Source organism: Cupriavidus sp. GW822-FHT02D05 (genome assembly GCF_058802485.1).
In genome coordinates this window covers 19,583-44,618 of sequence record NZ_JBXAOE010000002.1, presented here as the reverse complement: position 1 = coordinate 44,618, position 25,036 = coordinate 19,583, and the positions used below count along the sequence as shown (strand labels likewise).

Below are 25,036 nucleotides of genomic sequence, written 5' to 3'. Positions count from 1 at the left end.
TCAGCGTGGGCCTAAGCCGTAGCGGTCGGGGGTCAGGCCATCCAGGTCGATGCCGGGGCGATTGCCTGCGATCAGGTCGGCGGCAATGCGCCCGGAGCCGCATGCCATCGCCCAGCCGGTGGAGCCGTGGCCCAGGTTGAGGTAGAGCCCGGGCACGGCCGTGGCGCCGATCAGCGGCGGGCCATCGGGCAGCATCGGGCGGGCGCCGGCCCACAGCGTGGCCGTGCCATAGTGGCCTGCAACCGGGAACCAGTCGCGCGCCACCTTGAGCAAGGTGTTGATGGCCGCGGGGCGCAAGTCGAGCTTGCGCGAGCCGAGCTCGGCGGTGCCGGCAATGCGCAGGCGATTGCCCATGCGGGTGATGGCGACCTTGTACGACTCGTCCATCAGCGCGCCCAGCGGCGCCTGCAGCTCGTCGCTGACCTGCACGGTGGCGGAATAGCCTTTGACGGGGTAGAGCGGGATGCGCAGGCCCAGCGGGCGCAACAGCGCGGCGCTGGCTATGCCTGCACTGACCAGCACGCGATCGGCGGTGAGCGTTTCGCGCGCGCCGCGGGCATCGCCGGCACCGGTGCTGCGCAGGTCAAGCGAGAGCTTGCCGCCCGGCAACGGCCGCAGCGCGCTGGCGTCGCAGTCCATGACAAAGCGCACGCCCGCGGCCTCGGCCAGCACGCGCAGCCGGCGCACGAACATCGGGCAATTGCCGGATTCGTCCTCGGGAAGATGCAACCCGCCGGCCAGCGGCGTGTCGGTGGTCAGGCCAGGCTCGATGCGCCGGCAGCCGTCGGCGTCGACCAGCCGGTGCGGCACCTTGTGCTCGCGCAGCAGGGCCAGCGCCGGCTCGGCGAGATCCCGGTCGCGCTGGGTACGGAACAGCTGCAGGTAGCCTTGAGATTGCTCGTAGTCGATCTGGAGCTGGCCGCGCAGCGCATGCAGGCATTCGCGGCTGTAGAAGGCCAGGCGCTGCATGCGCAGCTTGTTGAGACGGTAGCGCTCCAGCGTGCATTCGCCCAGCCAGCGCGCGATCCAGCGCCACATGGCCGGATCGGCGCTGGGCCGGAACAGCACGGGCGAGGTGCTGGCGAAGAGGTTGCGCAGCACCTTGCCCGGCATGCCGGGCGCCGCCCAGGGTGTGACATAGCCCGGTGCGATCACGCCAGCGTTGCCGAAGCTCGACTCTTGCGCCGGCGCGGCGCGCCGCTCGACCACGGTTACGTCGAAGCCAGCCTCGCGCAGGTACCACGCGGAGCACACGCCGATGACACCGGCGCCGATGACGATCACATGCATGGCGCTCCGTAGGTTACTTCAGTTACTTCAGCTCTTTTTGCATCACCACATCGGGCAGCCAGGTGACGATCTCCGGCCACACGGTGACGATGCCGATGGCCACCACCATCATCATGAAGAACGGCAGCGAGACCCGCGCTATGTAGTTACTGTCCTTGCCTGTCATGCTCTGCAGCACGAACAGGTTGAACCCCACGGGTGGCGTCACCTCGGCGATCTCCACCAGCAGCACGATGAATATCCCGAACCATACCAGATCGAAGCCCGCGGCCTGCACCATCGGCAGCACCGTGGCGGTGGTCAGCGCGATCATGGAAATGCCATCGAGCGCGGTGCCCAGCAGGATGTAGATCACGGTCAGCACGGCGATCAGCGCCCAGGGCGACAGGTGCATCGAGGCCACCCATTCCGCCAGCGCGCGCGGGATGCCCGTAAAGCTCATGGTCACCGACAGGAACGAGGTTGCGCCCAGCACGAACATGATCATGGCGGTCAGCCGGGTGGCCGACATCAGGCTTTCCCAGAACGCCTTGCGCGTGAGCGAGCCGCCCACCCACGCCAGCGCCAGCGACGCCACCACGCCGTAGGCGGCCGCTTCCGTGGCGGTGGAGTAGCCGGTGATCATGATCCACGTGATAAAGGCGATCAGCACGATGCACGGCATCAACTGGCGGATCGAGGCGAGCCGCGAGCGCCAGTTGAAGACTTCCGCCTTCGGCGTCTTGTCCGGGTTCGACAGCGCCCACACCACGATGTAGCCGGAGAACAGCAGCATCAGCAGCAGGCCGGGCAGGAAACCGGCCAGGAACACGCGGATGATCGACACATCGGCCGAGACCGCATAGACCACCATGGTGATCGAAGGGGGGATCAGGATGCCGAGCGTGCCAGCGCACGACAGCGAGCCCAGCGTCACGCGCTCATCGTAGCCGCGCCGGGTCAGCTCGGGCAACGCCGACTTGGCGATGGTGGCGCAGGTGGCGGCAGACGAGCCCGACACCGAGCCGAAGATGCCGCAGCCCAGGATGTTGACGTGCATCAGGCGCCCGGGGAGCCAGTTCAACCACGGCGAGAGCCCGTTGAACATCTGCTCGGACAGCTTGGTGCGAAACAGTATCTCGCCCATCCACACAAAGAGCGGCAGCGAGGCCAGCGTATACGACGCGCTGGACGACCACCACGCATTGGCCAGGTTGACCAGCGCATCGCGATCGGCAAACACCACCAGCCCCACCCAGGAGGTGACGGCAATGGCCACGGGAATCCACGCGCCGATGACCAGGAAGCCGATCATCACCACCAGCAGGATCAGGGAAATCAGGACGGTGCTCATCAGACGGTCTCCCCGAAGTCGCCGGCGGCCAGCTTGGCTTCCTGCGCCAGCTGGTAGCGCGGCTTTTGCTTGCGCGCCACGCGCAACAGTTCGTCCAGCACCGCCAGCATGAAGCCGGCGCAGCCCAGCACCGCAAAGCTCTGCGGAATCCACAGCGGCACCACGATCTGGCCCTGCGACACATCGCCGATCTCCCAGCTCGCCCAGGCGAAGCTGAACAAGGCCCAGGTCGCGTAGGCGGCGAACACCGCGCAGATGGTCAGCGAGATCAGCTCCAGCCACCAGCGCACGCGCGGCTTGACGGCCTCCAGCAGCATTTCCACGCGCACGATGCCGCCGTGCTGGAAGGTCTGGCCAAGTACGAGAAAGGCGGAGGCGGCGCACAGCCACGCAACGATGTCGTCGCCGCCCTTGAAGATAAACGTGGTCTCGCGCGAGAACGACATCAGGATCATGATGAGGCAGACCCCGAGGATGCACAGCGCGCCGAGCACGGCGAACAGGTCAAGCAGCCGGTCCAGCCAGCGCTTGTTGACGGAAGTGGCTTCCATGGCGAGTGGGGAGGGTTGATGCGGTGAAAAAGAGGGCGCGGGAGGCTTGCGGCAGCAGGGCCACGCCGGCGTGCAACGCCGCCGTGGCCGGATACGGATCGCTTGATTCTCGCTAGGGCACTGACTACGGCGCCAACTACAGCGCCAACTATGGCAATGACGGCAACGCCTACTTCTTGTATGCGTCCAGGATGGCCTTGCCGTCGTCGCCGGCGCCCTTGGCCCAATCTTCCACCATCACCTGGCCAAGCTTCTGCATGTCTTGCTTCAACTGGGGCGAGGGCGGCTGCACCGTCATGCCGTTCTTGCCGAGCACGGCCAGGTATTCACGCGTCTTTTGCTCCGAGATCTGCCAGCCGCGCTTCTCGGCTTCGGCCACCGTCTTGAGCAGGGCATCCTGGGTTGGCTTGTCCAGCGCCGCGAAGGACTTCTTGCTGACCACCAGCATGTTCTTGGGCAGCCAGGCATCGACGGTGTAGAAGTACTTCACGCTCTCCCAGACCTTGGTGTCCACGCCCGTGGCGCCCGAGGACATGAACGAATTGACGGTGCCGGTGGCGAGCGCCTGCGCCAGGTCGGCTGCCTGGATGGTCACCGGCTGTGCGCCCACCAGTTCGGCGATCTTGGAGGTGGCGGGGTTATACGCGCGCCACTTGAGGCCTTTCATGTCGGCCGCGGTGTTGATCGGCTTGTTGGCGTAGATGCCTTGCGGCGGCCAGGCCACCGCGTACAGCAGCTTCATGCCTTGCTTGTCCAGCACCTTGTCAGTGACCGCGCGCGAGGCCTGCCACAGCTTGTAGGAGTCCTGGTAGCTGGTCGCCAGGAAGGGCACCGCGTCCACGCCGAACACCGGGTTCTCGTTGGCCAGCAGCGACATCAGGATCTCGCCCATCTGCACCTGGCCGGTCTGCACGCCGCGCTTGATCTCGTTGGCCTTGAGCAGTGAGCCGTTGGGATGGATCACGATCTTGAGCTTGCCGCCGGTGGCCTTCTCCACGTCGGTGGCCATCTGCTGCAGGTTTTCGGTGTGGAGGTTGCTCACCGGGTAGCCGGTTGGCAGGTCCCATTTGGTATCCGCCCGCGCGGCCGACGTCATCACGGCGGCGGTGGCAAGCACCCCGCCCAGCAACATGCACTTCAGTGTGGCCTTCCCTTGCATCGATCTCTCCTGGTTTGTCGTTGCGGCTACGTTTGTCTTGGATTTTGTTCTGAAGTCGTCTTGCCCGCGCCACCTGGCTCAGGGGTGGCGCGGGTTACCTCTGTCCTTGCCGCGGCGCCTCAGGCCGCCGGCTTGATGATGGATTCCAATGCAATTGCCGTGCCCAGCAGTTGCGCGTCGCGCAACGCACCGTGCGAGAGCATCAGGCCCACGGGCAGCTCGTCCGGCTGGTGGCAGGGCAGCGAGATGGAGCAGCCATCGAGGAAGTTGAACGCCGACGTATTGCGCAGCAGCAGGGCGTTGGTGCGGAAGAACAAATCGTCGTCCGCCACCAGGGGGGCGATCGGCGGCGCCACCATCGGCACGGTGGGGCAGGCCACGGCGTCGAAGCCTTCGATGCGAGCCGCTACCCGCGCGATCCAGTCAAGGCGGGCGCGCATCAGGTCCACGTAGTCGGCCGCGCTCATGGCCGCGCCGCGGTCGATGCGCGAGGCGACGCGCGGATCGTATTGCTCGCGCCGCGTGGCCAGCACGTGGCGGTGGATGGCATGCGCCTCGGCGGCGGTGAAGCCGCCGCCGGCGTTGATGCTGGCCAGCTCGGCCAGCTCCGGCAGGTCGATGTGCTCGATCTGCACGCCGGCCGCGGACAGCCGGCCGAGGGCGCGGTCGAACGCGCGCGCCACCGTGTCATCGAGTCCGTCGAGCAGGACCTGGCGCGGGATGGCCAGTCGGATACCCGCCGCGGCCTTGATGACGGGGAGCACCGCCTGGTCGGCGATCACGCTGTCCACCAGCACGCAATCCTGCACCGTGCGCGCCATGGCGCAGGCGGTGTCCAGCGTATAGGAGAGCGGGAAGGCGCCATCCAGCGGCACGCGCCGGGCGGTCGGCTTGAAGCCGGTCAGCCCGCACAGGGCAGCCGGGATGCGGATGGAGCCGCCGGTGTCGCTGCCCAGCCCCGCCGCGGCCAGGCCCAGCGCCACGGACACCGCGGCGCCCGACGACGAGCCGCCGGGAATGCGCGCGACCTGCTTGTCCGCGGGGTTCACCGGCGTGCCGAAATGCGGGTTGATGCCCACGCCCGAGAAGGCGAACTCGGTCATGTTGGTGCGCCCGACCAGCGCCGCGCCGCTCTCGCGCAGCCGGCGCACCACCGTGGCGTCGGCCGTGGCCGCCAGCGCGTCGCTGCGCACCGGCGAGCCTGCGCGCGAGGTTTCGCCGGCGATGTTGAACAGGTCCTTGACCGAGACCGGCAGGCCGGCCAGCGGATGCAGCGGCTTGCCCGCCCGGCAGGCCGCGTCGGCGGCCTTGGCGACCTGCACGGCGGTGTCGAAGGTGGTGTGCAGGAACACGGCGTGCGCGTCCGGCTGCTGCGCGTGCTGCGCAGCCTGGGCGATCACGTCGGCGCGGGAGATCGCGCCATCGCGAAGTTTTGTCTGTAATGTTTGGATATCCGTGGGCATGGGGCTCGCGATCAGTCGCGCTCAGGAGGGGTCCGATCGAGTCTATCGAGTGCGTCCGCGCTGCGCAACCAGCCCATGGCGGGGCACGCCTGCGTCCCCGCGATAGTGCGCAACCCGCGTTCCCCGCCCTTTTTTCGTGCAGAATCCACGGTGACATCCCCGATGTTTTGCTTGGATTTATTTTGTGTTTATCCTCATAATTTGTTAATAAACTGTCAAGCCAAATATGGTGGCCGGGACATCGGGGATACACCTAGTCATCCTTGTCGTTCCGTGCGTACACCGACCCCTGAAAGGAGTGAAGACATGGCGCGTAAGCCAGCAACTCAGCCAGCAACCGAGCCAGCAACCGAGCCAGTAGCCGATCAAGCCGAGGGTGGCCAAGCGCCCGCCAGATCTGCGGCCAGCGCGCTGGCGCATCCGTCGGGCCCCAATATCGTTTCGTCTTCGCACCTGGTGTCGGAGCGCAGCCCGGAGCTGTCGGAGTTCGAGTTCGGCCTGAACACGGCCTACAACGCCTACAGCCGCTGGGTGGTACGCTGCATGGGCGCCTCCGGCGTGCGCGACCTGACCTTCCTGGACGTGCTGGTGCTGCATCACGTCAACCACCGGGCGCGCCCCAAGCGGCTCGCCGATATCTGCTTCGTGCTCAACGTCGAGGACACCCACCTGGTCACCTACGCGCTCAAGAAGCTGCAGGGCCTGGCACTGGTGGAGGGCGAGCGCATCGGCAAGGAAGCCACCTACATCACCACCCCCGCCGGCACCCAGGCCTGCGCACGCTACCGCGAGATCCGCGAGCAATGCCTGACCAGCAATTTCTCCGCCGGCAGTGCCGAGAACGTGGAGATCGGCGAGCTGGCACGGCTGCTGCGTGTGCTGACCGGCCTGTACGAGCAGGCCGCACGCTCGGCAACGTCCCTGTAGCAGCAAGCACATCGCGCGCGACCGGCCTGCGCCCCGGCCGCGCCGCCGCATGGCCGCCCGTTTTTTCCCGACATCTCCATCACGCCCTAGAAGGAAGCCCCCGTATGCCGAAGTCGCTGCCATCCTCCGCCGCCGTTGTTTCGGACCGTCGCCGCTGGCAATTCTGGATAGATCGCGGCGGCACCTTCACCGATGTGGTGGGGCTCCAGCCGGACGGCACGGTGGTCACGCACAAGCTGTTATCCGAGAACCCGGAGCAGTACAGCGATGCCGCCGTGGCCGGCATCCGCCACTTGCTGGGGCTGGCGCCGGGCGAGCCGGTCACGCCGGCGCAGGTGGAAGTGGTGAAGATGGGCACCACCGTTGCGACCAATGCCTTGCTGGAGCGCAAGGGCGAGCCGGTGGCGCTGTTCATCACGCGCGGCTTTCGCGATGCGCTGCGCATCGCCTACCAGAACAGGCCGCGCCTGTTTGACCTGAACATCGTGCTGCCGGAGCTGCTCTACCGCGAAGTCGTGGAGGTGGGCGAGCGCCTGGATGCGCAGGGCGAAACGGTGACGCCGCTCGACGAAGCCGCGCTGCGCGCCGATATGCTGCGTGTATTCGACAGCGGCATCCGCGCCATCGCCATCGTGTTCCTGCACGGCTACCGCCAGGCGGCGCACGAGCAGGCCGCCGCGCGGATCGCCCGCGAGACCGGATTTACGCAGATTTCCGTCTCGCATCAGGTGTCGCCACTGATGAAGCTGGTCTCGCGTGGCGATACCACGGTGGTGGACGCCTACCTGTCGCCCATCCTGCGCCGCTATGTCGGGCAAGTGGAGCAGCAGATGCCGGGCGTGCGCCTGCAGTTTATGCAGAGCAGCGGCGGCCTGACCGATGCGCACCGCTTCCAGGGCAAGGACGCCATCCTGTCCGGCCCGGCCGGTGGCATCGTCGGCATGGTGCGCTCGTCGCAGAGCGCGGGCTTTGGGCGCATCATCGGCTTCGACATGGGTGGCACGTCGACCGATGTCTCGCACTTCAACGGCGATCATCCCAACGATTTCGAGCGCGTGTTCGAGACCAGCGTGGCCGGCGTGCGCATGCGCGCGCCCATGATGAGCATCCACACGGTGGCCGCCGGCGGCGGCTCCATCCTGCATTTCGACGGTAGCCGTTTCCGCGTCGGCCCCGATTCGGCCGGCGCCAACCCGGGGCCGGCGAGCTACCGGCGCGGCGGCCCGCTGGCCGTGACCGACTGCAATGTCATGCTCGGCAAGATCCAGCCGCGGCATTTTCCCGCGGTGTTCGGCCCGCGCGCCGATGCCGCGCTGGACCGCGACACGGTGGTGGCCAGGTTCGCGGCGCTGGCGCAAGCGGTAACGGAAGCGACTGGCGATCAACGCAGCGCCGAGCAGGTGGCCGAAGGCTTCATCGAGATCGCGGTCGGTAATATGGCCAATGCCATCAAACAGATCTCCGTGCAGCGCGGCCACGACGTGACCGGCTACACACTGACCACCTTCGGCGGCGCCGGCGGGCAGCATGCCTGCCTGGTGGCGGACGCCCTCGGCATGCAGACCGTGTTCGTGCATCCGCTGGCGGGCGTATTGTCGGCCTACGGCATGGGCCTGGCCGACCGAACCGCCATGCGCGAGCGCGCCGTGGAGACGCGCCTGGACGACAGCGCATTGCCCGCGTTGCAAGCCACGCTCGATGCGCTGGCAAGCGAAGCGCGGCAGGAACTGCTGGAGCAGGAAGTCGCGGAGGCGCAGATCGATGTGGTGCGCCGTGCGCACCTGCGCTATGAGGGCACGGATTCGGCGCTGGTGGTGCCGTTCGGCACCTTGCCTGCCATGCAGGCGGCGTTCGATGCCGCGTACCGCCAGCGCTATGCCTTCCTGATGCAAGGCAAGCCCCTGGTCGTGGAAGCCCTGTCGGTGGAAGCCATCGGCAGCAGCGAGCCGCCCGAGGAGAAACTGCCCGACGCGCAGCCGCGCACCGGCGTCCCCGTGCCGGCGGAACTGGTGCGCGTGTTCAGCGGCGGCGCCTGGCACGACACCGGCCTGTTCCCACGCGATACGCTGCGCCCCGGCGACGTGCTGCCGGGCCCCGCCATCATTGCCGAGCGCAACGCCACCACGGTGGTCGAGCCCGGCTGGCAGGCTGAGCTGACCGCGCGCGACCACCTGGTGCTGACCCGCGCCGTGCCGCGTCCCCAGCGGCGCGCCATGGGCACCGACGCCGATCCGGTGATGCTGGAAGTGTTCAACAACCTGTTCATGTCGATCGCCGAGCAGATGGGCCAGCGGCTGCAGAACACGGCGTACTCGGTCAACATCAAGGAACGGCTCGACTTCTCCTGCGCCATCTTCGATGCCGGCGGCAACCTGATCGCCAATGCCCCGCACATGCCGGTGCACCTGGGCTCGATGGGCGAGAGCATCAAGACCGTGATCACGCGCAATGCCGGGCACATGGCCGATGGCGATGTCTACGTGCTCAACGACCCGTACAACGGCGGCACGCACCTGCCGGACGTGACGGTGATCACGCCGGTCTTCGACGAGGCTGGCGCGGAGATCCTCTTCTACGTTGGCTCGCGCGGCCACCATGCGGATATCGGCGGCATCACGCCGGGCTCGATGCCGCCGGACTCCACGGTGGTGGAGGAAGAGGGCGTGATGATCGACAACTTTCCGCTGGTGAAGGCCGGTGTGCTCGACGATGCCGGCATGCGCGCACTGCTGGCGGGCGCGCGCTACCCGGCCCGCAATATCGACCAGAACATGGCCGACCTGCGCGCCCAGGTGGCGGCCAACGCCAAGGGCGTGGAAGAGCTGCGCAAGATGGTGGTGCAGTTCGGCCTGCCGGTGGTGCGCGCCTATATGGGCCATGTGCAGGACAACGCCGAGGAAGCCGTGCGCCGGGTCATCACCGCGCTGAAGGACGGCGCCTACCGCTACCCGCTGGATAATGGCGCGCAAATCCAGGTACGCGTGACCGTGGATCAGGCCAGACGCGAAGCCGTGGTGGACTTCACCGGTACTTCGGCGCAACTGCCCAACAACTTCAACGCGCCGCGCGCGGTCTGCATGGCGGCCGTGCTCTACGTGTTCCGCACGCTGGTCAACGAGGACATTCCGCTCAATGCCGGCTGCCTCAAGCCGATCAACGTGATCATCCCCGAAGGCTCCATGCTCAATCCGCGCTATCCGGCCTCGGTGGTGTCGGGCAATGTGGAAACGTCATCGTGCATCACCAACGCGCTGTATGGCGCGCTGGGCGTGGTGGCGGCCAGCCAGGGCACCATGAACAATTTCACTTTCGGCAACGCGCGCTACCAGTACTACGAGACCATCTCCGGCGGCAGCGGCGCGGGGCAGGGTTTCAACGGCTGCGACGTGGTGCAGACCAATATGACCAACTCGCGCCTGACCGACCCCGAGGTGCTGGAATGGCGCTTCCCGGTGCGGCTGGAGAGCTATGAGATCCGGCCCGGCTCGGGTGGCGCGGGGCAGTGGCACGGCGGCAACGGCGGCATCCGCAAGGTGCGCTTCCTGGAGCCGATGACGGCGTCGATCCTGTCCAACAACCGCTTGCATGCGCCGTTCGGCATGGCCGGCGGCGAGCCCGGCGCGATGGGCCGCAACTACGTGGTGCGGGGTGACGGGAGCGAGCAAGCGCTGGGCCATGTCGGGCGTTGCGAGATGCAAGCGGGCGATGTCTTCGTGGTGGAAACGCCGGGAGGCGGGGGCTACGGCAAGGTGTAAGGGCGTGGCGGGGCGAGCCGGGGTGCAACGCGCCGGCTCGTCGCACGGGCTTCGCGGGCGCGGCGAATTTACATTCGCATTCATTTCCATTCATTTCCAACAGATCAGTCTTTCGTCACTTCCTGAATTTTCGATCCATCGTTTTCACCAGGTTTGGCGCGCCGGGCGTCGCTGCCGGACACATCGCGTTGCAGCAAACTCCTTGACTTATCCTCAGGTGATTCCTAGGTTTATGAAGACCCTGGGGGGCGAGGCCATCGTGCAGCAAGTGGTCCTTCCCGGGGGGGCAAGGGAGGGACCGCAGTGACGCCACGCAGCAGATCAATCGTTCTTGGTATCGCATTGATTGGCGCATTGATTGGCGCGCTCGCCGCGGGCGGGTGTACCAAGCCGGAGCCGGGCCGCGTCCTTGACGAGGCGAAGCAGGCCGGCCGGGGCCCGGAAACGTTCCGGCACGCATCGGAAGACTATTTCCACGACATGGATCGTGGCGTTGCGCTGACCCAGGAAGAAATCGCCGGCCGCAATATGTGGCTGGTGTGGAGCGGCGGCAACGACCGGTTCTGGGACGACATGACGAACTTCACGTTCGGCGCGTTCGACCTGCTCAAGTCCATCAGCTCGCATCCGAGCCAGGGCTATTCCCGCGACACCCGCTGGCGCTATCTGGGCCTGCTCAACGAGCCCTGCTTCGAAAAACCCGCAGGGCCCGATCCGCAGCGCTTCGGGCTGTGGCTGGACCAACGGGTCAAGGATTGCCCGGCCGATCCCTTCGAGAACGAGCAAGCCTATCCGGGCGTCAAGATTGGCGCGCGCGGCACCACGTTCGCCAATGGCGCGAAGCTGCCGGTGGGCTCTTACTACGGCTACCCCACGGGCATCGTCGGCTTGCGGCTGTTCCCCAACCCGGCCTTTGACGAGAAGGCTGCGAAGGCATGGGATCCGCAGCGCTATTACACCGATCCCAAGTACTACAATCGCGCAGATCTCGTGCGGCCCTACCGCGTTGGCATGGCCTGCGGTTTTTGCCACGTGGGCCCGAGCCCGATCCATCCCCCCGGGGATCCCGCGCACCCGCAATGGCCCGAGCTGAGTTCCACGGTGGGTGCGCAGTACATGTGGGTGGACCGGCTGTTCATCCATAACGCATCGACGCCCGAAGGCCGGCAGAACTTCATGTTCCAGCTCGTGCATACCTTCCGCCCGGGCACCATGGATACTTCGCTGGTGTCCACGGACAACATCAACAACCCCCGCACCATGAACGCACTCTACGACCTGATGTCGCGCATGGGCGTGGCCAGGCGCATCGGCGAAGAAAAACTGGCCGGGGGCGAGCTGAACAACCGGCAGCTCAACGACTTCGTCAAGACCGGCGCGTTGACGCAGTTCTACACGCCGCCCGACACGGTATGGACGCCGCATGTCCTCAAGGACGGCGCCGACTCGGTCGGCGTGCTGGGCGCATTGAACCGGGTGTACCTGAATATCGGCCTGTTCAGCGAGGAATGGCTGCTGCACTTCAATCCCATCCTCGGCGGCAAGGCGATCTCGCCCATCGAGCTCGCCGTGGCGCAGAAGAACTCGAGCTACTGGAAGGCAACGGAAGCCGGCACGATCAATATGGCGCTGTTCCTGCTGAAGGCGACTCCGCCGGACCACTTGAGCGATGCCCCGGGCGGCGCTGGCTTCCTGGCGGATACTTCCACGCCGGCCGGCGCGCAGATGCTCGACCGGGGCAAGGTCGTGTTCGCCGACACTTGCGCGCGTTGTCATTCCAGCAAGGCGCCGCCGCCGCCGGCCAGCCTGAACCTGCAGAACTGCGCGGGCCCGAACTATCTCGCCTGCTTCATGCGGTACTGGAAATGGACGCAGACGGACGAATTCAAAACGCAGATGCGCGACGTGGTCAAGGCGCCGGACTTCCTGGCGGGCAACTATCTGTCGTCCGATGCGCGCATTCCCGCCACGCTGCTGCGGACCAACGTGTGCAGCCCGCTCGCGACCAATGCACTGCGCGGAAATATCTGGGACAACTTCTCGTCGGAGTCGTACAAGACGCTGCCCTCGGTGGGTAGCGTTACCCTCAACGACCCCTTCACCGGCGAGCGCTGGCAATACCGGATGCCGGCGGGCGGCCGTGGCTATACCCGCGTGCCCTCGCTGATCAGCATTTGGTCGACGGCGCCGTTCCTGCTTAACAACGCGCTTGGACCCTTCAGCGAGGATCCGTCGGTCGCCAGCCGTATCCAGGTCTTCGATGCGTCCATCGAGCAGCTGCTCTGGCCCGAGAAGCGCGTGCATGACGACATCCTGGGCGCCAAGGTGCCGGGCACCATCGATCGCACTACCGAGCGCAGCCAGATTACGGTGCCGGAGGGCTTCGTGCCGGACGCGCTCCAGCCATTGCAGGGCTTCATGCACCGCTATGCGCCGTGGCTGGTGGGGGCGAGCGGCGATGTGACGATCGGGCCGGCGCCCAGGCAGATGCCGGTCAACCTGCTGGCCAATATCCAGCCGCTATCGGAGACCACCGACGTCGGGGCCAAGGCCGAGCATGCGGCCAAGGTGGTGGGCCTTGCGCTCAAGCTGAGATCGGACCTGGCCTCCGTGCCGGAGGGTGCGACCGACGCGGATCTGGGCAAGACCTACGCCGATCTGGTCAAGCCGATGCTGGCACTCAGCAAGTGCCCGGATTTTGTCGTGAACCGCGGCCATTACTTCGGCACGGCGGAGTTCAACAACCAGGCCGGCCTGAGCGCCGATGAGCAATCGTTCGGGCAGGAGCCGGTATTGAGCGATGACGACAAACGGGCCTTGATTGCCTTTCTCAAGACGTTTTGACGTAGGCGGCGCGGCGGGGATATGTCTGCTCCAGGCGAACAAGCATGGGATTACGTGATCGTCGGTTCCGGCGCGGGGGGCGGCACGCTCGCCGCGCGGCTGGCGGAGGCCGGCATGCGCGTATTCCTGCTCGAGGCCGGCAACGATGCGCGCGAGCCTGGCACGGCTTGCATGCCGGAGGATTACGAGGTGCCGGCGTTTCATGCCTGCGCCTCTGAGAATCCGGCCATGAGCTGGAATTTTTTCGTGCGCCACTACGCGGACGATGCGCAGCAGCGCAGGGACCCGAAGTACGGCAGCGAAGGCGTGCTCTATCCCCGGGCGGCGACGCTCGGCGGCTGCACCGCGCACAACGCGATGATCTTCCTCTACCCGCACGACTCGGACTGGGACGGCATTGCCGAGCTGACCGGCGACCACTCGTGGAAAGCCGCTCGCATGCGCCGGTATGCCAAGACGCTGGAGCAATGCCGGCACCGTCCGCTGTGGGCGCTCGCGCGCCGCCTTGGCTTCGATCCCACGGCGCACGGCTGGGACGGATGGCTCAGCACCGAGCGCGCGTTCCCGCTCGAAGCGCTGGCCGACAATGCGCTCACGCGCCTGATCCTGGGCTCCATGGAACTGGCGGCGCGCAGCGTGCCGCGGCGCCTGCATGCGGTCCTGAGCTTCTTGCGCTGGCAGGGCGATCCGAACGCCAGGATCTGGGCAAGGCGATGTTTCAAAGGCGTTTGCTATACGCCGCTTTCCACGCGCGGGCATGCGCGCCACGGCGCGCGCGAACGGGTGCTGGATGTGGCGACCCGCCTGCCGTCGTGCTTGCATATCGAGATGGACGCGCTGGCCACGCGCGTGCTGCTGGACGCGCACGGCACGGCGACCGGTGTCGAATACCTGAAGGGCAAGCGCCTCTACCAGGCCCACGTCTCGCCAAGCACGGCGCCGGGCGTACGCCATGAAGTGCACGCGCGCCGTGAGGTGATCCTGGCGGGCGGGGCGTTCAATACGCCGCAACTGCTGATGCTGTCAGGCATCGGCCCTGCCGAGCACCTTCGGGCGCACGGCATTGCCGTGAAGGTGGATTTGCCGGGCGTCGGGCGCAATCTCCAGGATCGCTATGAGGTGGGCGTGGTAAGCCGGATGGCGCAGCCGTGGCGCATCCTCGATGGCGCCCGCTTCCAGAAGGATGATCCGGCCTATTGCAGCTGGCGCGACCGCCGGCATGGGGTCTACACCTCCAACGGCGTGGCGATCGCGGTCGCACGGCGCTCGCGCAAATCCGCGCCCGCACCGGATGTGTTCTGCATGGCGCTGGTTGAGCATTTCACCGGCTACTTCCCGGGTTACTCCAAGCTATTCGCCCAGAGCGACGATGCGCTTACCTGGGCCATTCTCAAGGCACACACGCGCAACCGCGCGGGCACGGTGCGGTTGCGCTCCGCGAATCCGCTCGAGCCGCCCTTGATCAATTTCCATTATTTCGAAGAAGGCGGGGCGGGGGCGGACGAGGATCTGCGCGCGGTGATCGACGCCATCCGCTTTGTGCGCAAGCTGGCAGCGCCGCTGGCAGAGCGCGGCGTGATCGCGCAGGAGCAGCTTCCTGGCGCGCACCTGCGCAGCGACGATGAGCTGGGCGGCTATGTGCGCGACAACGCCTGGGGGCATCACGCCTCGTGCAGTTGCGCCATCGGCGCGCGTGCGGCGGGCGGCGTGCTGGGCAGCGATTTTTCCGTGCATGGCACGCGCGGGCTGCGGGTTGTCGACGCGTCCGTCTTCCCGAGGATTCCCGGCTTCTTCCTGGCCAGCGCGGTCTACATGATCGCCGAGAAGGCTGCCGACGTGCTCTTGCACGAAGCGAACGCCGCGGCGAAGGCGACGGCGGCGGCGAAGGCGGCAACGGTGTAGGCAGGCGCGACATTGGAGGTGCAAACATGGCATACGACGTACGCACGCTGCTGGAAATGAGCCAGGACCAGCTTGACGATCTGTTTCGCAACAGCCCGGCCGGCGATATTCCGGATGGCGAGGCCGCAGGCACCGCGATCATCTCGCCCGGCACGGTATTCACCGAGAGCATCGCCAAGATGATCAACCTCTTTGCCTGGCAGGGAAAGGTCTTCGACGCCAAGCGCGGCGTTCTCAAGAACCGCGTCTCCATCTTCGGGCTCGAGGCGATCCTGGCGAAGGTGTACAAGGGCGAGAGCTGGCTTGACCAGAAGGAGTGCATTGTCCTGGACTATTCCGCCACATCGCTGGTCGCGCATTGGATCCGCGACGAGATTCGCTGCATCGCGCCTGGCGTGTATCTTGGCAAGGTGTACTGGGACAAGCATCGCCTGATCGATTTCTGCCTCGAGTTCTGATGAAGCGCAGAGCGTTCCTGGTCGGTGGCATCGGCGGCATCGGGGCAGTCGGTGCGTTGCTGATCGGCTGGTCGGTGCTGCCGCCTCGGCAGCGGCTGGCCACGTCGCAGCCGTTGCCGGCGGTTGGCACGCAGGTGGGGCTCAATGGCTGGGTCAAGATCGCAGCGGACAACACCGTCACCATCATGATGTGCCGCTCGGAGATGGGGCAGGGCGTGCACACCGGCCTGGCCATGGTGCTGGCCGACGAGCTGGATGCCAGCTGGGCGCACGTGAAGGTTGAGCACGCGCCCGTGGACAAGATCTACAACAACCTGGAAGTCGTCGTCGAGGATCTCCCGTTCCGCGCGGACGACGACAGCGTGGCCAGGCATCTGGCCGCCTGGCTGACCGCCAAGCTCATGCGCGAGATCGGCGAGATGGTGACAGGCGGCTCGTCGAGCCTCAATGACTTGTGGGACCCGATGCGCGAGGCCGGCGCATCCGCCCGCGCGATGTTGATCGGCGCGGCAGCCGCGCGGTGGAACGTGCCAGCGGGCGAGTGCCGCGCGCAGGACGGCAAGGTACTGCATCCGTCCGGGAAAACAGCCACCTTCGGTGAACTGGCGGCCCAGGCCGGGAAGCTCCCGCTGCCGGCAAAGGTGGCGCTGAAGACGCCATCCGAATTCAAGCTGATCGGCAAGGACATACGCCGCCTGGAGGCCGCATCCAAGATCGATGGCACGGCGCGCTTTGGCATCGACGTGCTGCCCGAGGGCCTGCTGTACGCCAGCGTGACGATGTGCCCGACGCTGGGCGGCACGGTGGCGAGCTTCGACGGCGCGGTTGCCGCCGCGATGCCGGGCATCGTCAAGGTGCTCGCGGTGGATGCCTACAACGGCGGCACCGGCGGGGTGGCGGTGATCGCCGACAACGCGTACCGGGCCATGAAGGCGCTGGATGCGGTCAAGATCGTGTGGAACCCTGGCCCCGCCGCCTCGCTGTCCAGCCCGGAGGTGAGCCGGCGTCTCGCGCAGGCGCTGGATGCCTCCGACGGCCACGCCTATTACCGGCACGGCGATGTCGAAGCGGCATTGAAGTCAGCCGCCAAGCCCGTCAGCGCCGAGTACAGCGCGCCCTACCTCGCGCATGGCGCGGTGGAGCCCATCAACTGCACGGCGCAGGTGCGCGACGGCGCGGCCAGGGTCTGGGTCTCGACGCAGTTGCCTGGCCTGGCGCGCCGGGCGGTGTCGAAGGTCCTCGGCATCGATGCCGACAAGGTCGATGTGCAGCCGCAACTGATCGGTGGCGCGTTCGGGCGGCGGCTGGAGGTGGATTTTATCTCCCAGGCCGCGGCAATCGCGCGCGCGGGCGGTGGGCGGCCGGTGCAGACGATCTGGTCGCGCGTCCAGGACACCACGCACGACTTCTACCGGCCTGCCTGCCTCTCGCGCTTCAAGGCCGGGCTCGACGGCGCGGGCAACCTGGTGGCCTGGCACAACACGTCGGCCAGCCAGGCGATCGTGCCGGCCATGCTGGCGCGCTTGCTTGGCCTGCCGGGCCTGGGCATCGACAAGACCACGACGGAAGGCGCGTTCGACCGGCCCTACGAATGGCCGAACGCGCGCGTCGGGCACGTGATTGTCGACCTGCCGGTGCCGGTGGGTTTCTGGCGCTCGGTGGGCCACTCGCACCAGGCATTTTTTACCGAGAGCTTTATCGACGAACTGGCGGCGGCCGCCGGCAAGGATCCCGTTGCCTTTCGTGCCAGCCTGCTGGTCAGGCATCCGCGTCATCTGGCCGTGTTGCACATGGCCGCGGACAAGGCCGGCTGGGGAACGCCGTTAGGGAAGACAGCCGACGGCGCCGCACGCGCACGCGGGGTGGCGCTGCACGAGGCATACGGCAGCATCGTCGCGCAGGTGGCGGAAGTATCCGTGGCGCCGGACAAGACCGTGCGCGTGCACCGGGTGGTCTGCGCGATCGATTGCGGGCTGCCGGTGAACCCGAACCTGATTCGCCAGCAGATGGAGAGCGCGATCATCTTTGGCTTGTCGGCCGCGCTGTTCGAGGAGATCACGATCGTCGACGGCCAGGTGCACCAGAAAACGTTTGGTGACTTCCCCGTCATCTTCATGAACAACTGCCCGGCCATCGAAACCCACATCATGCCAAGCCAGGACCATCCCCAGGGTGTAGGTGAACCGGGCACGCCCCCCATTGCGCCGGCGGTGGCCAATGCCCTGTTTGCGCTGACGGGACAGCGCCTGCGCGCGTTGCCTTTGAAACTGGCCTGAGTCCCGGGAGAAAGCCATGCTGCCCCTGAACATCAACGGTAAGACAGTGTCCGTGCAGTCCGATCCGGACACCCCTCTGCTGTGGGTGCTTCGGTGCGAGCTGGGGTTGACCGGCACCAAGTATGGTTGCGGCATCGGCGTTTGCCGGGCCTGTACGGTGCAGTTGAACGGCGCGCCGCAGGTCGCCTGCATGAGCCCGGTCTCCACGCTGGCCAATATCCGGATCGTGACCATCGAGGGCTTGCGCGGTCCGCAGGCGCAAGCCTTGAGGGCCGCCTGGCTCGATCTGGACGTGGTGCAGTGCGGCTACTGCCAGAGCGCGCAGCTCATGACCGCCAGCGCGCTCCTGAGAAGCAACCCAAAGCCCAGTGATGCCGACATCGATAAGGCGATGGAGCACATTGTCTGCCGCTGCGGCACCTACCCGCGGATCCGCGCTGCTATCCACCAAGCCGCCGGGCAGCCACGCACCTGAGGCAGCCCCGCCCGGCGAGGGTTTTTACCGATAACGTGAACGCAGGGGGCGACAAAGAATGAAACCCCAATTCCTGTTCAGGTTATTCGCGCCATGCCCATCGCGGCGAAACCGCCCTTTGCGCTCACAAGCGGGTTGCGTTCGATCATCCATGGCATGGCGTGCCGATTCACGCTGTGCTGACCGATCCCGGCGCTGTTGATGCCGCTATTGGCGGCGCGGTTGGCTTACCTGAGCATCGTCAACGCGCCACCAAGGAGACCCCATGCCGGACAACGCAAGCTGTGCCCACGCGGCCACGGCTGATTTTCATCGCCTGCTGGCGCGCGAGCTGCCGGAGCACGACGAGCAGGACTGGGAAGACGCGCAGCGCGGCTTCGTCGGCACCATCCCCAATGCCAAGGTGGCACGCGCCAACGGGCACGGCGTGTGGAACATGGAAGCCTATGGCTTCCTGGATGCCGCCGAGGCGCCGGATACCGTCAACCCCAGCCTGTGGCGGCAGGCGCGCCTTAACCGCATCCACGGCCTGTTCCAGGTCACGCCGCGCATCTTCCAGGTGCGCGGGTTCGATATCGCCAATATCACCTTTATCGAAGGCGACACCGGCGTGATCGCGCTGGACGCGCTGACCTGCCCGGAGACCGCCGCAGCCGCGCTCGCGCTGTACCGGGCGCATCGCGGCAACCGCACGTTGCACACCGTGATCTACAGCCACAGCCATGCCGACCACTTTGGCGGCGTGGCGGGGCTGGTTGACGAGGCCGACGTGCGCGCCGGGCGGGTCCAGGTGATTGCGCCCTCCGGCTTCATGCACCACGCCATCGCCGAGAACGTGATCGGCGGCGTGGCCATGGCGCGCCGCGCGCAGTTCCAGTTTGGCCACACGTTGGCCAAAGGGCCGGCAGCGCAGGTGGATGCCGGCCTAGGCAAGACGCTGCCGATGGGCCGCTCGACGCTGATCGCGCCAACGCGGTCGATCGAGGCCGAGCACGAGATCCACGTGATCGACGGGCTGGAGATCGAGTTCCAGCTCACGCCTGAGACCGAGGCGCCCTCCGAGATGCACCTCTTCATCCCGTCCGAGGGCGCGCTCAACCTGGCCGAAAACGCCACCCACAACCTGCACAATCTTTGCCCATTGCGCGGCGCCAAGGTGCGCGACGCACTGGCATGGTCCAAGTACCTGCACCGCGCGCTGCACCGCTACGGCCCGCGTACCGTGGTGGTGCTGGCCCAGCACCACTGGCCGACCTGGGGCGCGGAGCGCGCCCGGCGCTTCCTGTCCGAGCAGCGCGACCTGTACCGCGTGCTGCACGACCAGACCGTGCGGCTGATGAGCCATGGCCTGAAGGCCGGCGAGATCGCCGAAGGGCTGCAACTGCCGCAGTCGCTGGCCAGGCGCTGGCACACGCGCGGCTACTACGGCACCGTGTCGCACAACGTCAAGGCGATCGTGCAGCACTACCTGAGCTGGTACGACGCGCATCCGGCCAACCTGCATGCGCTGCCGCCGGTGGCCGCCGCGCGCAAGCACCTGGAATACATGGGCGGCATCGACGCCGTGATGGCCAAGGCCCGCGCCGACTACGAGCGCGGCGAGTTCCGCTGGGTGGCCGAGGTGCTCAAGCACGCGGTCTACGCGCATCCGGCGCATGCCGAGGCGCGCGAGCTGGCGGCCAGCGCGCTGGAGCAGATGGGCTTCCAGGCCGAGTCGGCGACGTGGCGCAATGCCTACCTGCTGGCCGCGCGCGAGTATCGCGAAGGGCCGCCGCAGGCCAATCCGCAGGGGCCGCCGGCCAACGCGCTGATGGGCGCGATGAGCAACGAGCTGCTGTTCGACGCGCTGGCGGTGCGCATCCACGGCCAGCGCGCGCAGGGCATGGCGTGCCAGATCGGCTGGCTGTTCACCGACAGCGGCGAGCATTGGGTGAGCACGCTGTCCAACTGCGCGCTGAGCAGCCTGCTGGTGGAGGCGGCCGATGTGGCGGCCGATGTGGCGGCTGATGTGGCGAACACGGCTGACGTGGTCATCGAGACCAGCCGCGACACGCTCGACGCCGTCCTGACCCGGCGCTTGACGGCGGCCGAGGCTGTGGCGCAAGGCCGGCTCACGCTGCGCGGCGATGTGTCGCTGCTGCCGCGCTTCATGGGCCTGCTGGACCAGTTCAGCGGCAGCTTCCCGGTGGTGGACGCGGCGCCATGGCCGGAGCGCTGAGCCGGCCACCGGCCCGTCGTCGGCGAATCGCAGCCGTTCTGGCTGTGCAAGGTGACGGTGGCGGGCAAGGCTGTGGCGTGGGCGGATTGGGGGGATTGGGTTCGGGCTGCTTAAGTGGTTTATGAAGCGCAATTGGCCCGGATGTCGCCCGGCCTGCGTGATGGCTGCGGAGCTTGTCCGGGCCACCACCACCTTTTGTCCGTCAAGCCACCTCTGCTGCAACGCGGGAACCCCCTCTCGACAAGGTATAATCCCGGTTTCCCGCCAGCACGGCGCCCCAACCAGCGGCGCCGGCCGGTAGCAGCCCCTACCTCCTGCCCTCCCGACCGCTCAGACCATGGCGCATTTCTCGTGCTTCCCCGGTGCATTGGCGCTTTCCGCCTTTCGCCAGCAACGCCTGCTCACCGCCCTCAAGCAGATCGACGCCGACATCGAGTCGGTGCACGGCCAGTTCCTGCATTTTGTCGACACCGACGTGCCGCTATCGCAAGACGACAGCGCCCGCATCGCCGCGCTGTTGACCTATGGCGCGCCTTTCGAGGCACAAACCGACGGTGATCGCTTTGTGGTGATTCCGCGCTTCGGCACCATCTCGCCGTGGGCCAGCAAGGCGACCGACATCGCGCACAACTGCGGCTTCGAGCACGTGCACCGCATCGAGCGCGGCATCGAGATCACCGTGATCTGCAAGAAGGGCCTGCTGCGTGGGCGCAAGACGCTGGATGCCGGCACGCGCGCCGCGGTGGCTGCCCACCTGTTCGACCGCATGACCGAAAGCGTGGTGGCTTCGCGTGAAGACGCCGCCGGCCTGTTCCAGGAACTGCCGGCCAAGCCGCTGCGCTTCATCGACATCTCCGGTGGCCGCGCCGCGCTGGCGCAAGCCAATACCGAAATGGGCCTGGCCCTGTCGGAAGACGAGATCGACTACCTGGTCGACGCCTACGCCAAGCTGGAGCGCAACCCGACCGACGTCGAGCTGATGATGTTCGCGCAGGCCAACAGCGAGCACTGCCGCCACAAGATCTTCAACGCCACGTGGACCATCGACGGCGTGCAGCAGGACAAATCCCTGTTCGCCATGATCCGCAATACCCACCAGCTCAACCCGCAAGGGTCGATCGTGGCGTACTCGGACAACTCCGCGGTGATGGAAGGCGATGTGGCTGAGCGCTGGTTCCCGCGCGGCACCGAGCAGAAGTACGGCCGCCATGAGGCGCTGACCCACACGCTGATGAAGGTGGAGACGCACAACCACCCGACCGCCATCTCGCCGTTCCCCGGGGCCTCCACCGGCGCCGGCGGTGAAATCCGCGACGAAGGCGCCACCGGCCGTGGCGGCAAGCCCAAGGCTGGCCTGACCGGCTTCACGGTCTCCAACCTGATGCTGCCCGACGCCGTGGAAGGCTGGGAAAACGCGCGTGACGCCGCCCAGCCGGTGGCGCACCGCAACCCGGACGACAAGGTGAGCGTGACCGGCAAGCCGGACCGCATCGCCTCGCCGCTGCAAATCATGACCGAAGGCCCGCTCGGCGGCGCCGCGTTCAACAATGAATTCGGCCGCGCCATCCTGGGCGGTTACTTCCGCGTCTACGAGCAAAACGTGGGCGGCACCGTGCGCGGCTATCACAAGCCGATCATGATCGCCGGCGGCATCGGTAACATCGACGCCGGCCACACGCACAAGAAGGCGCTGCCGGCCGGCTCGCTGCTGATCCAGCTGGGCGGCCCGGGCATGCGCATCGGCATGGGCGGCAGCGCCGCCAGCTCGATGGCGACCGGCACCAATACCGCCGACCTGGACTTCGATTCGGTCCAGCGCGGCAACCCGGAAATGGAGCGGCGCGCGCAGGAAGTCATCAACGCCTGCTGGCAGCTCGGCGACGACAACCCCATCCTGTCGATCCACGACGTGGGCGCGGGCGGCATCTCCAATGCCTTCCCCGAGCTGGTGGACGGCGCGGGCCGCGGCGCGCGCTTCGACCTGCGCCAGGTGCACCTGGAAGAGTCGGGCATGAGCCCGGCCGAGATCTGGTGCAACGAGTCGCAGGAACGCTATGTGATGGCGGTGGCGCCGGAGTCCTTCCCGCTGTTCCAGACCATGTGCCAGCGCGAGCGTTCGCCGTTTGCCGTGGTGGGCATCGCCACCGAAGAGCAGCAGCTGCAACTGGTCGATGCGCATGTCGACGCGGCGCTCAAGGAACACTATGCCGTGAACATGCCGATGGACGTGCTGCTGGGCAAGCCGCCGCGCATGCACCGCGACGTCAAGCACGTGGCGCAAAGCCTGCCCCCGGTGGACGTGACCGGCATCGCGCTGGACAAGGCCGTGCGCGACGTGCTGCGCCACCCGACCGTGGCCAGCAAGTCGTTCCTGATCACCATCGGCGACCGCACGGTTGGCGGCATGAATGCGCGCGACCAGATGGTCGGCCCCTGGCAAGTGCCGGTGGCCGACGTGGCGGTGACCACGCTCGACTACAAGGGCCGGGCCGGCGAAGCCATGACCATGGGCGAGCGCACTCCGCTAGCCGTGATCAACGCCCCCGCCTCGGGCCGCATGGCCATCGGCGAGGCGCTGACCAACCTGGCCGCCGCGCCGGTCAAGGACCTGGCCAAGGTCAAGCTGTCCGCTAACTGGATGGCCGCCTGCGGCGTGGACGGCGAAGACGCCAAGCTGTACGACACCGTGCATGCGGTTGGCATGGAACTGTGCCCGGCGCTGGGCATCAGCATCCCGGTGGGCAAGGATTCGCTGTCCATGCGCACCAAGTGGCAGGACGACGGCGTCGACAAGGAAGTGGTCGCACCGGTCTCGCTGATCATCTCGGCGTTTGCCGCCGTGGATGACACCGACCGCACCCTGACCCCGCAACTGCGCACCGATGCGGGCGACAGCGTGCTGATCGCCATCGACCTCGGCCGCGGCAAGAACCGCCTGGGCGGCAGCATCCTGGCCCAGGTGACGCAGCAGGTAGGCGACACCGCGCCGGACGTGGACAGCGCCGAAGACCTGAAGAACTTCTTCAACGTGATCCAGCGCCTGAACCGCGAGGGCAAGCTGCTGGCCTATCACGACCGTTCCGACGGCGGCTTCATGGCTGCCCTGGCGGAAATGGCCTTTGCCGGCCATTGCGGCCTGTCGCTCAACGTCGACATGCTGGCGCTGGACCCGGTCCAGGAGCAGGACTTCGGCGACGCCAAGAACTGGGCGCAGCAAATCTCCGGCCGCCGCGACGAGCAGACCCTGCGCGCGCTGTTCTCGGAAGAGCTCGGCGCGGTGATCCAGGTACGCCAGGAAGAGCGCGATGCCGTGTTCGCCGTGCTGCGCGAAGTCGGCCTGTCGGCCTGCAGCCACGTGGTGGGCAAGCCCAATGCCACCGACCAGATCGAGATCTACCGCGACGCCAAGAAGGTCTTCGGCGCCGCGCGCAGCGAGCTGCAGCGCACCTGGAGCGAAGTCAGCTGGCGCATCGCGCGCCTGCGCGACAACCCGGCTTGCGCCGACAGCGAATACGATCGCGTGCTCGACGCGGCGGACCCGGGCATCTCGCCGGTGCTGACCTTCGATCCGGCACAAGACATCGCCGCACCGTTCGTGGCCACCGGCGCGCGTCCGCGCGTGGCGATCCTGCGCGAGCAGGGCGTCAACTCGCAGATCGAAATGGCGTACAGCATGGACCGTGCCGGCTTCGACACGCACGACGTGCACATGAGCGACCTGATTGCCGGGCGTGCCAACCTGGCCGACTTCTCCGGCTTTGTCGCTTGCGGCGGCTTCAGCTACGGCGACGTGCTGGGTGCCGGCGAAGGCTGGGCCAAGACCATCCTGTTCAACGCGCAGATGGCCGAGCAGTTCGCGGCCTTCTTCAACCGCCAGGACACCTTCGCGCTGGGCGTGTGCAACGGCTGCCAGATGATGAGCAACCTCGCCCCGATCATCCCCGGCGCGGGCGCATGGCCCAAGTTCACCCGCAACCAGTCGGAGCAGTACGAAGCGCGCTACGTCACCGTGCAAGTGCAATCCTCGCCGTCGATCTTCTTCGCCGGCATGGAAGGCAGCCGCATCCCCATCGTGGTGGCGCACGGCGAAGGCTTCGCCGACTTCTCGCAGCAAGGCGACAAGAGCCAGGCCCAGGTGGCGCTGCGTTTCGTGGACAACCACGGCGCGCCGACGCAAACCTACCCGCTGAACCCGAACGGCTCGCCCGACGGCATTACCTCGGTGACCACCACCGATGGCCGCTTCACCGTGCTGATGCCGCACCCAGAGCGCGTGTTCCGCACCGCCACCATGAGCTGGGCGCCGGACGCCTGGAAGCAGGTGGAAGACGGCGGCAGCCCGTGGATGCGCATGTTCCGCAACGCGCGCAAGTGGGTGGGTTGAA

14 protein-coding genes are annotated in these 25,036 nt (G+C 67.0%); 9 read left to right on the top strand and 5 right to left on the bottom strand.

Annotated features, from left to right (window positions below):
* From AC1RQK_RS02620 to AC1RQK_RS02600, 5 genes are all read right to left on the bottom strand, one after another.
* Complete coding sequence (locus tag AC1RQK_RS02620; RefSeq protein ID WP_492807540.1) at nucleotides 1–1,290, bottom strand: D-amino acid dehydrogenase; 1,290 nt, start codon at nucleotides 1,288–1,290, stop codon at nucleotides 1–3.
* Between the two features lie 22 nt (nucleotides 1,291–1,312).
* Nucleotides 1,313–2,623 carry a TRAP transporter large permease gene (locus AC1RQK_RS02615; protein WP_253927291.1) on the bottom strand — a complete coding sequence of 437 codons (1,311 nt, stop codon included), beginning with the start codon at nucleotides 2,621–2,623 and terminating at the stop codon, nucleotides 1,313–1,315.
* On the bottom strand, nucleotides 2,623–3,174 hold the full coding sequence (locus tag AC1RQK_RS02610; protein WP_309405805.1) for a TRAP transporter small permease subunit: 552 nt from the start codon (nucleotides 3,172–3,174) through the stop codon (nucleotides 2,623–2,625). Before AC1RQK_RS02610 ends, AC1RQK_RS02615 begins: the two co-directional genes overlap by 1 nt.
* A 169-nt stretch (nucleotides 3,175–3,343) precedes the next feature.
* On the bottom strand, nucleotides 3,344–4,306 hold the full coding sequence (locus tag AC1RQK_RS02605) for a TRAP transporter substrate-binding protein (protein WP_174424553.1): 963 nt from the start codon (nucleotides 4,304–4,306) through the stop codon (nucleotides 3,344–3,346).
* Between the two features lie 146 nt (nucleotides 4,307–4,452).
* The gene (locus tag AC1RQK_RS02600; RefSeq protein WP_492807537.1) at nucleotides 4,453–5,796 is read right to left on the bottom strand and encodes an amidase; all 1,344 of its coding nucleotides are present in this window, start codon (nucleotides 5,794–5,796) and stop codon (nucleotides 4,453–4,455) included.
* A 306-nt stretch (nucleotides 5,797–6,102) separates the two neighbouring features.
* Between AC1RQK_RS02600 and AC1RQK_RS02595 the strand changes: the two genes are divergently transcribed.
* The 9 genes from AC1RQK_RS02595 (at nucleotide 6,103) to purL (ending at nucleotide 25,035) form a co-directional block, all read left to right on the top strand.
* On the top strand, nucleotides 6,103–6,723 hold the full coding sequence (locus tag AC1RQK_RS02595; protein WP_492370649.1) for a winged helix DNA-binding protein: 621 nt from the start codon (nucleotides 6,103–6,105) through the stop codon (nucleotides 6,721–6,723).
* Nucleotides 6,724–6,827: 104 nt separating this feature from the next.
* Complete coding sequence (locus AC1RQK_RS02590; RefSeq protein WP_492807534.1) at nucleotides 6,828–10,478, top strand: hydantoinase B/oxoprolinase family protein; 3,651 nt, start codon at nucleotides 6,828–6,830, stop codon at nucleotides 10,476–10,478.
* A gap of 342 nt (nucleotides 10,479–10,820) precedes the next feature.
* Nucleotides 10,821–13,322: a hypothetical protein gene (locus AC1RQK_RS02585; RefSeq protein ID WP_492807533.1), complete on the top strand. Its 2,502-nt coding sequence runs from the start codon at nucleotides 10,821–10,823 to the stop codon at nucleotides 13,320–13,322.
* A gap of 21 nt (nucleotides 13,323–13,343) precedes the next feature.
* Entirely contained in the window at nucleotides 13,344–15,224 is a 1,881-nt protein-coding gene (locus AC1RQK_RS02580; RefSeq protein WP_492807531.1) for a GMC family oxidoreductase, read from the top strand.
* Nucleotides 15,225–15,250: 26 nt separating this feature from the next.
* Nucleotides 15,251–15,682 (top strand): hypothetical protein, encoded by a 432-nt coding sequence (locus AC1RQK_RS02575; RefSeq protein WP_492807529.1) that lies wholly within the window; start codon nucleotides 15,251–15,253, stop codon nucleotides 15,680–15,682.
* Nucleotides 15,682–17,958, top strand: a complete 2,277-nt coding sequence (locus AC1RQK_RS02570; RefSeq protein WP_492370644.1) for a xanthine dehydrogenase family protein molybdopterin-binding subunit — start codon at nucleotides 15,682–15,684, stop codon at nucleotides 17,956–17,958. Before AC1RQK_RS02575 ends, AC1RQK_RS02570 begins: the two co-directional genes overlap by 1 nt.
* A 16-nt stretch (nucleotides 17,959–17,974) precedes the next feature.
* Nucleotides 17,975–18,433, top strand: a complete 459-nt coding sequence (locus AC1RQK_RS02565) for a (2Fe-2S)-binding protein (protein WP_492370643.1) — start codon at nucleotides 17,975–17,977, stop codon at nucleotides 18,431–18,433.
* Between the two features lie 265 nt (nucleotides 18,434–18,698).
* A complete protein-coding gene (locus AC1RQK_RS02560) occupies nucleotides 18,699–20,651 on the top strand; it encodes an alkyl/aryl-sulfatase (protein ID WP_492807526.1) in 1,953 nt (650 codons plus the stop codon).
* 337 nt (nucleotides 20,652–20,988) lie between these two features.
* Nucleotides 20,989–25,035 carry a phosphoribosylformylglycinamidine synthase gene (purL, locus tag AC1RQK_RS02555; protein WP_492807524.1) on the top strand — a complete coding sequence of 1,349 codons (4,047 nt, stop codon included), beginning with the start codon at nucleotides 20,989–20,991 and terminating at the stop codon, nucleotides 25,033–25,035.
* Nucleotide 25,036 lies beyond the last annotated feature (1 nt).